The organism is Polynucleobacter necessarius (genome assembly GCF_900095215.1).
Taxonomy (GTDB): Bacteria; Pseudomonadota; Gammaproteobacteria; order Burkholderiales; family Burkholderiaceae; genus Polynucleobacter; species Polynucleobacter necessarius_H.
Genome location: NZ_LT606949.1, coordinates 1,573,410 through 1,586,097, shown reverse-complemented (window position 1 = coordinate 1,586,097; position 12,688 = coordinate 1,573,410). Strand labels below are relative to the sequence as shown.

The following is a 12,688-nucleotide window of genomic DNA, read 5'->3' as shown; positions in this document are numbered from 1 at the left end:
CGTGCCAAAGATTGGGTTTTGGTCAAGAATGCGATTGATGGCATGAATCCCGTAGTGCGCGCTAAAGATCCTGCATGGACATATTGGTACGGTCGCGCATTAAAGGCAGAGGGTCAGGATGCTAAAGCTAAAGATAGTTTTGAGTTAATTGCAGATCAGTACAACTTCTATGGTCAGTTGGCGCGCGAAGAATTGGGAAAATCAAATCATGCCCCTGCGAAAACTCAAGTAACTGAGCAGGAAATCGACGCAATGGCTAGGTGCAAAGGTTTTGTACGCGGTGAGCGCTTATATGCCATGAATCTTCGCTTTGAAGGTAATCGCGAGTGGAATTGGGAGTTGCGCAATATGACTGATAAGCAGTTGCTGGCCGCTGCTGAGTATGCGAAGCGCATTAATTTATACGACCGTGTTGTGAATACCGCCGATCGCACAAAGCAAGACCATGACTTTAGTTTGCGCTACCCAACTCCATACAAAGAGGAGCTATCTCCAATTGCTCGCCAGATTGATTTAAATCTGGCATGGGCCTATGGCTTAATTCGTCAAGAGTCTCGCTTCATTATACATGCCGCTTCTTCTGTAGGCGCGTCTGGTTTGATGCAGGTGATGCCCAATACGGCAAAGTATGTCGCCAAAAAAATTGGCATGACCAACTACACTAACGACAAGCTGAGTGACACCAATACCAATCTGACATTGGGTAGTAATGATTTGAATATGGTCCTCATTGATCTGGATGGATCCTGGGTTCTGGCTTCCGCGGCGTATAACGCTGGCTCTTCGCGTTCAAAGGCTTGGCGTGAAAAGTTATCTGGCCCGACTGAGGGCGCCATTTTGGCTGAAACCATTCCATTTACCGAGACGCGCGTGTATGTAAAAAATGTACTCTCTAATGCAAATTACTATTCCTCGGTCATGAATGGTCAAACACAATCTTTAAAGCAGCGTTTAGGTGTAATTGCGCCGAAGGCTGCCACTCAATCCGAACTTCCTTAAAGAAAACTTTATTACGTCAAGAAAGTTTCAGATGAAATATGACATCTTATTGATTGGCGGCAATGGATTTGTCGGGCGAATAATTGCCGCACAGCTTCAACTGGCGGGCTATTCCGTGCTGATTCCAACTGGACATTTAGCTGCGGCTCGAGAGTTGCGCATGCTGCCTAAAATTCATGTAGAAGAGGCTGATATTCACGAGTTTGACGAACCGCAACGTCTCTGTGGACGGATCAAGACCGATGGGGCGGTCATTAATTTAGTTGGTGTTTTGCACGATAAGCCAGCCAAGCCCTATGGCAAAATCTTTAAAGCCGCTCACGTGGATTTACCAAAAAATATTATTACGGCGATGCAGCTGCACGGCCTGAAGCGCTACTTGCACATGAGTGCATTGGGGGCCGATTCTCATGGACTTTCTATGTACCAACGCAGTAAAGGCGATGGCGAGGCTGCTGTGAAAGCAAGCAATTTAGATTGGACTATTTTGAGGCCGTCAGTGATCTTTGGTGCGCAAGATCAATTCATTAATTTGTTTGCTAAGTTGACCAGGTTATTTCCGGCTATGCCTTTGGCGAATCATCAAGCTCAGTTTCAGCCGGTGTGTGTGGATGATGTCGCATCTGCATTTGTCCACTCTCTTTCTATGCCGCAAACGATTCACCAATCTTATGACTTGGTGGGCCCAACGGTTTACACCATGAAAGAAATTGTGGAGTTTGCCGCTCGTAAGGAAAAAACCAGTTGCGCCATTATTCCTGTGTCGGCTTTTGTCGCTTATTTGCAGGCCTTAGCATTTGAGTTTTTGCCGGGACCCACTTTAATATCGCGCGACAATATCGCTTCAATGCAATTGCCAAACACCTTGCCGGTAAATGGTGTGGATGCATTGACAGAAGTATTCAAAATAAGTCGTCGTAGCCTAGAGGGCATGCGGTAATGAAAATCTACGCTGTGGGCGGAGCCATACGGGACACCCTGATGGGTTTGCCGGTGCATGATATTGATTATGTTGTCGTTGGCTCAAGCGTAGAAGAAATGATTGCCAAGGGTTATCGCCCCGTAGGAAAAGATTTCCCTGTTTTTCTGCATCCAGAGACACAAGCTGAATACGCGCTTGCTCGTACTGAGCGCAAGACAGGCAAAGGCTATAAAGGCTTTCATTTTTATGCCGATCCTTCGGTAAGCTTGGAGCAAGATTTAGAACGTCGCGATTTGACTATCAATGCGATGGCGCAAGAAGTGGGCGCTGATGGAAGGCAATTCGGTCCTATTATTGATCCCTATAACGGTCAAGAAGATTTGGCGGCTAAAGTATTTCGTCATGTATCAGACGCATTTGCGGAAGACCCATTGCGCCTATTGCGGATCGCGCGCTTCTCCGCCCGTTTCCCTGAATTTAGTGTGGCCGATGAAACGCTTGCCGCCTTAAAAGCAATTACCCAATCGGGCGAGTTAAAGGCCCTATCAGCCGAGCGTATTTGGCAGGAGCTTGCAAGAGGCTTGGTTGCTTCTAATCCGATGCACCTCTTTCAGATTTTATTAAATACTGGCGCTGCTAGCACTTTATTGCCGGCTACATTGGCTGCCAAATTGGCTGAAGAGCCATTTCGAGAGCAATTAATCGCCTATTTTTCTGATGGCGGCAATAGCTTGGAAGAGCGCTGTGCAATGACCCTTATGGAGTTGTCTGCGAGTGAAATTCGTTCTTGGGCTGATTGTGTACGCATGCCAATTGAGGTTCGAGATTTCTGTGAAATATTCAGCGATCCCAAAGGACTAATCAATCAAAGTCGCAATACTGCTTATCAAGCAGTAGATGTTTTGGGTTGGTTTAATCGCGCAGATCTTTGGCGCAAGCCTGATCGTGCTCAGGCCATTTTGAATCTTGCAGATAAATTAGGATTCTCAGTTTTACCTTTGGTAAATGCGATGCGCAATGCGCAAGCAATCAATACTGCGGAAATTATTGCTGGTGTAGCAGCGGAGGATCGCTCCAATGGTGAGCGCATTGGAGCTGCATTGGGTGCTGCCAGATTGGCTGCAGTTACAGCGGCTCTACATCCAAAATAACTAGAGTCTATTTCTGCCGCGCAGGCCCGGTAGATCTTCGAGCGTATAACCTGGCAGCAGGCTTTCTAAATTTTTAGAAAATGCAAATGCTTTGAAGAGCTCACCCATCTCCGCTTCTGATAATAGTTTTTGTAAAGAGTTAGATATTGGTAGAAAGGTTTCCGGGTCACTGGGGTCGCCAATTTCCAACGCAATATCGCCAATGCCTGCATCTAGCAGGTAAGCAGCCTGGTTGGTAAGGTAAACATCATCTACGTTTTCAGCCAATGCGCTGCGCGCAATTTGCGACCACCCAACGTGCGTAGTCAAATCACAAAGGCCTGGAAGATGAAATGGATCTTGAATCGCATGATGGCGATGGTGCGCCATTAAGGTGTCCTCAAGTCTTTGGGGGTGATAGTACTCGCTCTCTGGAAAGCCATAGTCAAACGTCAGAAATAAGCCGGTATCTAAATGCTTGGCAATTTGTCGCATCCATGCATTTGCTGACGCGTGCAGTTCGGTGATATAGCCTTCTGAAAAGTTTCCCGTAAGAAGGCTCTCTGAAAGTAATGCTTGCTCAACTGGCGCGCCTATTTTCCAAATGAATTTATCATCCTCAAGGCCAACGCCGTACCAATACCAAAATCCATTTTGATAAATGATGGTATCGCAAGGAATGCCATCAATGACTTCGTTGGCTAGGATGACGCCCTTAAAATTTTCTGGTAATTCTGCGAGCCAATTGCATGGCGTATGAAGAGTGAGTTGCTGAATGGTGTCGCCAATTTTTTCTTGTTGACGTTGCGCTAGATTTGGGGAAATTTCAATGATGTTGTAACGATCTAAATTAAATCCAAGATCATTCAGTCGGGTCAGGATGGAGGTGGCTAGCTTTCCAGTGCCGGCACCAAATTCCAGAATTTGAGCGGGAAGCCCTTTTTCTTGGAGTCCTTCAAGTACCGGTAGAAGGGTTGAGCAGATGGCGGCACCAAATAGGGGGCTTAGTTCTGGGGCTGTCGTAAAGTCGCCGCCAGCACCCAGCTTGTGGGCGCCTGCGCTGTAATAGCCCATTCCGGGCTCATAGAGCGCCATTTCCATGTAGCGGGAAAAGGGTAGCCAGCCGCCTTGCGAGGCGATCTGAGCGGCTATTTTGGCCTTTAGAAGGGCGCTATGCTCCGTTTCAAGGCTGGTCAATGTAATATCCATATCTCGATAGTCTAAGAGAATTTAAGTGCACCCTAGTTCAACAGCCCCATCCCCGCAACCAACAGCAGTTTTAGTGACTGGCGCTGCAAAGCGTCTGGGTCGAGAAATTGCTCTGCAGTTTGCCCGCCAGGGTTGGGATGTTGCTGTTCATTATGGGCTATCGGGTCCAGAAGCGGCTCAAACTGTTGAGGAAATTAGGTCTTTGGGGGTTAAGGCGGATGCTTTTCAGGCTGATTTAGCAGACGAAACCTCAACCAAGAGCCTTTTTAGTGCTGTTAGCAATACCTTTCCTCATTTGGGTTGCCTCGTAAACAGCGCTGCTATCTTTGAGTACGATCGCGCCAATTCAAATACCCCATTGAGTGGAAAAAGTTTGCAAGATCATATGCAAGTTAATTTGATGACTCCAATCTTGCTATCTCAATTAATGTTTGAGTTTCAAAAAAATAAGCCAATCCAATCAGGCGAAGTGTCGATGGTAATTCCAGCAGTCATTCAACTGCTAGATCAAAAGTTGATTAATCTCAATCCAGATTATTTGTCCTACACCTTATCTAAGGCGGCACTACTTTCTTCGGTTGAGTTGTTGGCCATGGATTTTGCGCCACATCTGCGTGTGGTTGGGTTGGCTCCGGGAATCTCATTGCCATCAGGCGACCAAACAAATGATGGTTTTTCTAAAGCGCATCAAATGACGCCATTAGGAAAATCTTCAACACCCGCAGACATTGCAAAAGCAGCGGTATTTTTAGCTGAGTCAAATGCTATTACTGGAACAACTTTGTCTGTTGACGGCGGACAACATTTATTGCCTTCATCACGAGATGTGATGTTCAAAACGAATTAAGTCATTTAAAAAAGTAAATATTCATGCACGCTATTCTTTCTCATCCCGCCCTTGTTGACTGTCGTCGTTTATTTCTGCGTAACTATGAAATTTATATCAACATTGGCGTTCATGACTTTGAGAAAAAAGCGGAGCAGCGCGTTATTCTAAATGTGGATTTATATATTCCCTTGGCTATGAATACGCCAACCCAAGACCAATTGGATGAAGTCGTGGATTACGACTTTATGCGCGAAACCATTAAGTCCAGAGCCTCTCAGGGCCATATTCACCTGCAGGAAACCTTCTGCGACGACATCGTGACTGCGATGTTGCTGCACCCCAAAGTATTGGCAGCACGTGTGAGCACGGCAAAGCCGGATGTGTATCCCGACTGTCATTCAGTGGGTGTGGAAGCATTTCGTATCAAGGCTTCTTAAAAGATTTAGAAAAGAATTGAATTCATATGGGCGATATTCGTAAAGTTGTCTTCGAAGAAAACAAGTTAGAGAAAAAGCTTTGTCGCTTGGTAGGTCAAGCTATTGGTGACTTTGGCATGATTGAAGATGGTGATAAAGTTATGGTGTGCGTATCAGGTGGTAAAGATAGTTACGCCATACTCGATATTTTGATGAAGCTGCGTGAACGCGCGCCCATCAGTTTTGAAATAGTGGCAGTCAACTTAGATCAGAAGCAGCCTAATTTCCCCGCGGAAATATTGCCCAATTACCTAAAGGGCTTGGGCATTCAGTATCACATCGAAGAGCAAGATACCTACAGCATTGTTAAGCGCGTTATTCCTGAAGGCAAAACTACTTGTGGCTTATGTTCGCGATTGCGTCGTGGCATTTTGTATCGCGTTGCGGATGAGTTGGGCGCAACTAAAATTGCCTTAGGCCATCATCGTGATGACATTTTAGAAACCTTGATGCTCAATATGTTCTATGCGGGCAAACTCAAGGGTATGCCGCCAAAATTACGATCGGATGATGGCAAACATATCGTGATTCGGCCTTTGGCGTATGTCCCGGAAAAGTTATTGGAACGTTATGCGGGGGGTATGAACTTCCCCATCATTCCATGTGATTTATGTGGAAGTCAGCCTAATCTCCAGCGCCAGGTTATGAAAGAAATGCTACGCGAGTGGGAAAAGAAGCATCCAGGTCGGGTGGAGAACTTATTTCGCTCGATGCACCATATCGTCCCATCTCATTTAATGGATCGCGAGGCCTTTGATTTCAAAAACCTAGAGATTTCTACCGAGCTATCCGGTATTGCTGCCAGATCCTCTGGCGACAAGGCGATAGATGAGGCTGAATTAGACGAATTAGCCTGCGGAACCATGATTCAGGCGATTTATAATCCCCCTTTATGAATATCGTCATATTGGCTGCTGGGCAAGGAAATCGGATGAAATCCGTGCTACCCAAGGTCCTGCAAACTTTGGCAGGAAAACCTTTACTTCAGCACGTTCTTAAGACTGCTCTATCGCTTCAAGACAAGAAGTCAAAAACGGGTCCTGTTGTTGTAGTTGGACATGGCGCGGCTGATGTGAAAACATTTTTACTGAATACCAGCAAAGAAAATCCTGGCTTTAGCGAAGTGGTGACTGCGCTCCAAGCTGAGCAAAAAGGGACTGGTCACGCGCTATTGCAAGCATTGCCTAAGTTAGATGTTCAAAAGTCTACTCTGGTTTTGTATGGCGATGTGCCGCTCACTACCCAAAAGACGCTTGCAAAATTGGCAAAATTGGCAGACGGTGTTCTCGGGCAAGATGGTGCGCTCGCACTGCTGACGCAAAACCTAAGCAACCCTACTGGCTATGGCCGTATCGTGCGCGATGCCGAGGGTGCCGTAAAAGAGATTGTTGAGGAGAAGGATGCAACTCCAGCGCAAAAAGCAATTCAAGAAATCAATACCGGCATCATGGTATTGCCAACAAACTCATTAAAGAAGTGGCTCAAGTCTTTGCGTGCAAGCAATGCGCAGGGTGAGTATTACTTAACGGATGTGATTGCCATGGCGGTTAAAGATGGTGTACCCATTCGTACCACGCAGGCCGACGATGAGTTTGAAACCGTTGGTGTTAATAGTCGCGATCAACTAGCTGCGCTCGAGCGTGTGCATCAACTGAATATCGCGAATCAATTAATGGATGCGGGAGTCTCTCTTACGGATCCAGCCCGCATCGATGTGCGCGGAATCTTAGAGTGCGGCACGGATGTATCAATTGATGTGGGTTGCGTATTTGAGGGCTGTGTCACTTTGGCCGATGGCACAAAGATCGGCCCTTACTGTGTGATTCGCAATAGCGTGATTGGCAAGGATGTGAGCATTCATGCTTACAGTCATGTCGATGGAGCAAAGGTGGGCAACCAGTCCGTGATTGGTCCTTACGCACGTTTACGCCCCGGCGCAGACTTATCAAATGATGTGCACATTGGTAATTTTGTGGAAGTGAAGAACAGCAGGATTGCCGCTAACAGTAAGGCCAATCATTTGGCTTATGTTGGAGATTCGATTGTTGGCTCAAGAGTTAATATTGGTGCTGGCACAATTACTTGCAATTACGATGGTGTGAATAAGCATCAGACCATTATTGAAGACGACGTGTTCATTGGTTCGGATACCCAGTTAGTTGCGCCCGTGCGCGTCGGTCGTGGAGCTACATTGGGTGCAGGCACCACCCTCACCAAGGATGCGCCGGCAAATCAACTGACAGTATCTAGGGCAAAGCAAATTTCATTTCAGTGGCAACGTCCTGTTAAGCAGGAAAAGAAAAGCGCTATTAAAAAGTCATCCGCAAAAAAACCGGTAGCTAAAAAAGCAAGCTCTAAAAAAATAGTCATCAAGAAAGTGGCTGTCAAAAAAGCGGTTAAGAAAACTGTCAAGAAGACTGTTAAGGGTAAAAAATAATGTGCGGTATTGTTGGTGCGGCTTCTCATAAGAATATTGTTGATGTTTTGGTCGAAGGTTTGCGCCGTCTTGAGTATCGCGGTTATGACTCTTGTGGATTCGCGGTTATCAACGGCAATGATGCTAAGCATCCGATTGCGCGGGCTCGCACTACAGCGCGCGTTTCCGAGTTGGCCGAGCAGGGCAAAGACTTCATTGGCACACTTGGTATTGCGCATACGCGCTGGGCGACGCACGGCAAGCCAGATACTCAAAATGCGCATCCACATGTTTCTAATGGCTTAATCGCAGTTGTTCATAACGGCATTCTTGAGAACTACGAAGCACTTCGTGCTGACTTAAAGGTCGCTGGCTATGAATTTACCTCTGAAACCGATACTGAAGTAATTGCGCATTTAGTTCATCAGCAATATGTAGCGAGTGGGCAAAAAGATATTGCACAGTCAGTGAAAGCAGTGCTTTCAAAATTACATGGGGCATATGCGATTGGCGTTATTGCTCAAGATAATCCAAGCACTCTAGTGGGCGCACGCGTTGGGTCGCCTTTAGTGGTGGCGATTGGTGATCGTGAGCACTTTTTGGCTTCTGACGCCTTGGCGTTGGCGGGTCGCGCTCATTCGATGTTGTACTTGGATGAGGGTGATATTGCAGTCCTTAAGGCCGACAGGGTTGAGGTGATTGACCAAGCTGGCCAACTTGCTCAACGAGAGCTAAAGCCGATGCCTGCGCAAACTGACTCAGTGGATCTAGGCCCATATCAGCATTACATGCAAAAAGAAATTTTTGAGCAGCCTAGCGCTATCGGTGACACGCTTGCCAATATTGCCGAGTTTGGTCCGGGGCTATTTAATGCAAATCCCGAAGACTGGAAAGCATTTGATCAAATTTTGATCTTGGCTTGTGGCACTAGTTATTACTCTGCATGCGTAGCTAAATATTGGTTAGAGGATATCGCAGGCATTCCAACGCAAGTCGAAATTGCGAGTGAATATCGCTATCGAACCACAGTACCCAATCCAAAAACTTTAATTGTGGTGGTCTCTCAGTCTGGTGAAACGGCTGATACCTTGGCCGCCCTGCGCCATGCCAAGACGCTTGGTCATCGGTACACCTTAGCAATCTGTAACGTAGCAAGCAGTGCCATGGTTCGTGAAACCGATTGGCATTGCTTAACGAAGGCGGGCGCTGAGATTGGCGTTGCTTCAACGAAAGCCTTCACTACGCAACTCCTGGCACTTTATCTGCTGGCGGTTTCATTGGCAAAGCGCGGCGACAGAATTGTTGCTGAAAAAGAAAAACAATTTCTGCGTGAGCTGCGTCACTTACCAAAGGCCTTGCATGCGGTTTTAGCCCTTGAGCCACAAATTATTGCGTGGAGCGATGCATTTGCTAAATGTGAGAACGCGCTTTTCTTGGGTCGCGGAATGCACTATCCGATTGCGCTTGAGGGCGCACTTAAGCTCAAGGAAATTTCTTATATTCATGCTGAAGCCTATCCAGCGGGTGAGTTAAAGCACGGTCCATTAGCTCTAGTTACGGACAAGGTGCCTGTGGTTACCGTTGCGCCAAATGATGTTCTATTGGAAAAGTTGAAATCCAATATGCAAGAAGTAAAAGCGCGCGGCGGCAAGCTTTATGTATTTGCTGATCAAGATAGCAATATCGCAAGCACCGAGGGTATTAATGTCATTAAGCTGCCTGAGCACTATGGCAATCTCTCACCTATTTTGCATGTAGTTCCTCTGCAGTTGCTGGCATATCACACAGCCTGTGCACGTGGAACGGATGTTGATAAACCCAGAAATTTGGCAAAGAGTGTAACGGTTGAATAAATTTTTTGACTTATTTGACATTCACCAAAAGTTGTGCACAAAATTCAGTAGATAAATCAGTGCGTTACGAAGCCCTGATGGCATTTTTGTGTTCAAATAACTCTTGTAAAAGAGGATATTTGTTGTAACTCATGTTTTTGTCGATACCCCGATTCTTACGTTTGAAATTACTTTCGCTTTCTGCGTGCGCTGTTGGCCCAGACTTTAAACAACCTGAGGCGCCGAAGACTTCTTCATATACCGAAACACCTTTATCTAAAAAAACTGACTCCCGCACCTGGTGTACCAGGTGGTAGCGATCAAGAGTTTGTCGAGGGTGCTGATATTGAGGCGCAATGGTGGGAGCTCTATAACTCTCCCGAGCTCGATGCGTTGATTAAGAAAGCGCTTGAGCAAAATCCGAAGTTAGGCGCAGCTGATGCCGCATTGCGTGCCGCTCAAGAAAATGTCAATGTGCAAATTGGCGGTTAATATTTTCCAGCGATTGGTGTTGGCGCTAATGCATTGAGGCAGAGACAGCCATCAGCAGTTTACGGAATGAAGTACGGCACGGACACTTACAACCTTTACAACGCTACAGTGAATGTGACATATAAGCTTGATGTCTTTGGTGGCGCACGTAGGGCGGTAGAAGGTGCGCGCGCAAGCAGAGGTTGCGCAGTTTCAGCTAGAGGGCGCTTATCTTTCTCTTACTGCGAATGTGGTGACCAGCGCAGTGAGAGAGGCGGCACTTCGTGCGCAGATGCAAGCCACAGAAGAAATTCTAAAAGCCCAAACCAATCTTGCCGAAGTCACAGAGAAGCAATTGGCAATTGGCACAGTCTCCAAAGTGGATGTCACATCACAGCGCACAGTAGTTGCCAGATCCCAAGTAGACTGATTTAATTACGAAAGCAATCTGGCATTTGCTCGCAATCAATTAGCTGTATTGGTGGGTGAGATTCCGAGTAATGCAAATATTGCGAAGTTTGAGTTGGCTAATTTGCATTTTCCGGAAAAGCTTCTCTTATCGGTCCCCTCAAGCTTAGTGCGCCAACGTCCGGATGTACGCGCAGCAGAGGCTCAGTTAAAGGCTCAGAATGCCTTTGTGGGTGTTGCAACAGCCAACTTATTGCCACAATTTAATATCACAGGCTCCATCGGGGCCGCTGCGCTAACTTCAAATGGTTTGTTTGGGCCAAACTCAGCCCTATGGACTCTTGGGGGCGGCATTTTGCAACCCCTGTTTCAGGGTGGTGCTTTATTGGCGCAACGTCGTGACGCCATTGCAAACTACGAGCAAGCCGCTTTTCAATATCAAGCTACAGTCTTAAATGCATTTCAAGAGGTAGCTAATGCATTACGCGCATTAGAGACTGGTGCGCAAGCGCAAGGCAGCATCCGATGCGGAGCGTGACGCATATGAAACTTTAGACCTGGTCCAGCAGCAATATAAATTAGGCACGGCTAGTTATTTGGCGGCGCTCTATTACCAAAATCAGTATCAACAAGCTAAAGTGAAATCGGTTTCAGCGCAAGCTACTCGTTTCTCAGACACGGCAGCATTATTTGCGGTACTCGGTGGCGGCTGGTGGAATCGTGAAGTCCCCGCTTTGAAATCAAAAGACATAGCGAACAAAGATCAAAATGAAACTTCTGGAAAAAATTAAGAACAAGCTTGTTGCCTTGGTCCTTGCCGTATGGGCATGGATGCAACGTAAAGCGATTGAGTGGAAATTACGCGAGAGAGCAATTGCTCTCTGGGAAAAAGCAAAAGCATTTTGGGCGCGCATGGGTCAAAAATGGCGTGGTACTAAAGCTCATGAAAAGTTAATGGCCATGGAGCCACTGCAGCGCCGTATGACCATTAGGCTCTGTGGCGTATTTTTATTACTAGGTTTGATCTTCGCTTTCAATCAACTAAAGACACTCATGATTAAGCATTTCATGGCGGGTATGGGTTTGCCTCCAGTAACTGTATCCACAATGGTGATTGCTCCTTCTGAATGGCAACCAAAGTTGACTAGTGTGGGTAATGTGCGCGCGTTTAGAGGTGTTGAGCTCAGCACTGAGCTAGGCGGCCTAGTGCAGTCAGTGCCCGTGCAGTCATGGCAAGATGTTAAAGAAGACGAGCTGCTGATGAAATTAAATGATGCCTCGGATGTTGCTCAGCTGAATTCACTAAAAGAGGAATGGCTGATTTAGCTAAAGTCATTAATGAGCGCGATAGACAGCAGCTTGCTATTCAGGCAATGAGTAAAAACGTATTTGATACTAGCGCGGCAGACTCTAAGTCCAAACAGGCCCAAGTTGAACAGCCAACTGCTTTAGTGGCGAAGAAAAATTTGAAAGCGCCATTTAGTGGGCGCGTCGGCATTGTTGCGATCAACCCAGGTCAGTACGTGAACCCCGGTGATAAGTTGTTGACCTTGCAAACCTTAGACTCTATTTTTGTGGATTTCAACTTGCCACAAACTAACGCCAGCAAATTCAGGTTGGGCAAGAGGTGAAAGTAACAACCGATGCATTTAAGGATGCTAGCTTTACAGGGAAGCTCACTGCTGTCAGTCCAAAAGTAGAGACGAACACTCGCAATATCCAGGTTGAGGCGCAGCTTGCAAATCCCGATAAGAAAATCCTGCCGGGGATGTTTGCTAACGTCAACATCAAGCTTGGTGATCAAGTGAAATACCTCACTCTGCCTCAAACTGCCGTTACCTATAACCCATATGCTTCTACAGTCTTCATCGCTAAACCCACGGGTAAAAAGGATAAGCAAGGCAAGACTGCGATTGAAGCTCAACAGGTATTTATCACGACTGGCTTGACGCGTGGTGATCAGGTCGCCATTCTCAAATGGTGTGGATGAAGGCGC

Annotated in this window: 13 protein-coding genes and 2 pseudogenes; 14 read left to right on the top strand and 1 reads right to left on the bottom strand. The window is 46.6% G+C overall.

The features are described 5' to 3' along the window. Nucleotides 1–213: 213 nt before the first annotated feature. The 3 genes and pseudogenes from DXE35_RS11540 to DXE35_RS08525 form a co-directional block, all read left to right on the top strand. Nucleotides 214–999: pseudogene (locus DXE35_RS11540) on the top strand (lytic transglycosylase domain-containing protein); the annotation flags it as partial. Nucleotides 1,000–1,030: 31 nt separating this feature from the next. Next, nucleotides 1,031–1,939 (top strand): complex I NDUFA9 subunit family protein, encoded by a 909-nt coding sequence (locus DXE35_RS08530; RefSeq protein WP_114690237.1) that lies wholly within the window; start codon nt 1,031–1,033, stop codon nt 1,937–1,939. After that, nucleotides 1,939–3,072 carry a polynucleotide adenylyltransferase gene (locus tag DXE35_RS08525; protein ID WP_114690236.1) on the top strand — a complete coding sequence of 378 codons (1,134 nt, stop codon included), beginning with the start codon at nt 1,939–1,941 and terminating at the stop codon, nt 3,070–3,072. Before DXE35_RS08530 ends, DXE35_RS08525 begins: the two co-directional genes overlap by 1 nt. Here DXE35_RS08525 and DXE35_RS08520 read toward each other — a convergent pair whose 3' ends face one another. After that, complete coding sequence (locus DXE35_RS08520) at nt 3,073–4,260, bottom strand: class I SAM-dependent methyltransferase (RefSeq protein ID WP_114690235.1); 1,188 nt, start codon at nt 4,258–4,260, stop codon at nt 3,073–3,075. It abuts the gene before it with no gap. Between the two features lie 25 nt (nt 4,261–4,285). On the opposite strand from DXE35_RS08520, the gene DXE35_RS08515 reads away from it, so the two are divergent. From DXE35_RS08515 to DXE35_RS11530, 11 genes and pseudogenes are all read left to right on the top strand, one after another. Continuing rightward, nucleotides 4,286–5,107, top strand: a complete 822-nt coding sequence (locus DXE35_RS08515; RefSeq protein WP_114690234.1) for an SDR family oxidoreductase — start codon at nt 4,286–4,288, stop codon at nt 5,105–5,107. Between the two features lie 23 nt (nt 5,108–5,130). Continuing rightward, entirely contained in the window at nt 5,131–5,526 is a 396-nt protein-coding gene (locus DXE35_RS08510; protein ID WP_114690233.1) for a dihydroneopterin aldolase, read from the top strand. Between the two features lie 26 nt (nt 5,527–5,552). Then, complete coding sequence (gene ttcA, locus DXE35_RS08505) at nt 5,553–6,461, top strand: tRNA 2-thiocytidine(32) synthetase TtcA (protein ID WP_114690232.1); 909 nt, start codon at nt 5,553–5,555, stop codon at nt 6,459–6,461. Further along, a complete protein-coding gene (gene glmU, locus DXE35_RS08500; RefSeq protein ID WP_114690231.1) occupies nt 6,458–8,002 on the top strand; it encodes a bifunctional UDP-N-acetylglucosamine diphosphorylase/glucosamine-1-phosphate N-acetyltransferase GlmU in 1,545 nt (514 codons plus the stop codon). The genes ttcA and glmU overlap by 4 nt, the downstream gene beginning before the upstream one ends. Then, nucleotides 8,002–9,834, top strand: a complete 1,833-nt coding sequence (gene glmS, locus DXE35_RS08495) for a glutamine--fructose-6-phosphate transaminase (isomerizing) (protein ID WP_114690230.1) — start codon at nt 8,002–8,004, stop codon at nt 9,832–9,834. Before glmU ends, glmS begins: the two co-directional genes overlap by 1 nt. A 192-nt stretch (nt 9,835–10,026) precedes the next feature. After that, entirely contained in the window at nt 10,027–10,305 is a 279-nt protein-coding gene (locus DXE35_RS09895) for a hypothetical protein (protein WP_197714032.1), read from the top strand. Nucleotides 10,306–10,468: 163 nt separating this feature from the next. Then, complete coding sequence (locus DXE35_RS09890; protein WP_197714031.1) at nt 10,469–10,714, top strand: hypothetical protein; 246 nt, start codon at nt 10,469–10,471, stop codon at nt 10,712–10,714. Nucleotides 10,715–10,765: 51 nt separating this feature from the next. Next, a complete protein-coding gene (locus tag DXE35_RS09885; RefSeq protein WP_197714030.1) occupies nt 10,766–11,230 on the top strand; it encodes a TolC family protein in 465 nt (154 codons plus the stop codon). Continuing rightward, nucleotides 11,193–11,483, top strand: a complete 291-nt coding sequence (locus DXE35_RS09880) for a hypothetical protein (RefSeq protein ID WP_197714029.1) — start codon at nt 11,193–11,195, stop codon at nt 11,481–11,483. Before DXE35_RS09885 ends, DXE35_RS09880 begins: the two co-directional genes overlap by 38 nt. Continuing rightward, nucleotides 11,461–12,018, top strand: a complete 558-nt coding sequence (locus tag DXE35_RS11535; RefSeq protein ID WP_462803959.1) for a hypothetical protein — start codon at nt 11,461–11,463, stop codon at nt 12,016–12,018. The genes DXE35_RS09880 and DXE35_RS11535 overlap by 23 nt, the downstream gene beginning before the upstream one ends. After that, nucleotides 12,006–12,682: pseudogene (locus DXE35_RS11530) on the top strand (efflux RND transporter periplasmic adaptor subunit). The gene DXE35_RS11535 and the pseudogene DXE35_RS11530 overlap by 13 nt, the downstream one beginning before the upstream one ends. Nucleotides 12,683–12,688 lie beyond the last annotated feature (6 nt).

What these genes read in the sequence shown, in the direction of transcription:
- DXE35_RS08530 (WP_114690237.1), top strand. Translation starts at nt 1,031, where the DNA reads ATGAAATATGACATCTTATTGATTGGCGGCAATGGATTTGTCGGGCGA.
- DXE35_RS08525 (WP_114690236.1), top strand. Translation starts at nt 1,939, where the DNA reads ATGAAAATCTACGCTGTGGGCGGAGCCATACGGGACACCCTGATGGGT.
- DXE35_RS08520 (WP_114690235.1), bottom strand. Translation starts at nt 4,260, where the DNA reads ATGGATATTACATTGACCAGCCTTGAAACGGAGCATAGCGCCCTTCTA.
- DXE35_RS08510 (WP_114690233.1), top strand. Translation starts at nt 5,131, where the DNA reads ATGCACGCTATTCTTTCTCATCCCGCCCTTGTTGACTGTCGTCGTTTA.
- ttcA (WP_114690232.1), top strand. Translation starts at nt 5,553, where the DNA reads ATGGGCGATATTCGTAAAGTTGTCTTCGAAGAAAACAAGTTAGAGAAA.
- glmU (WP_114690231.1), top strand. Translation starts at nt 6,458, where the DNA reads ATGAATATCGTCATATTGGCTGCTGGGCAAGGAAATCGGATGAAATCC.
- glmS (WP_114690230.1), top strand. Translation starts at nt 8,002, where the DNA reads ATGTGCGGTATTGTTGGTGCGGCTTCTCATAAGAATATTGTTGATGTT.
- DXE35_RS11535 (WP_462803959.1), top strand. Translation starts at nt 11,461, where the DNA reads ATGAAACTTCTGGAAAAAATTAAGAACAAGCTTGTTGCCTTGGTCCTT.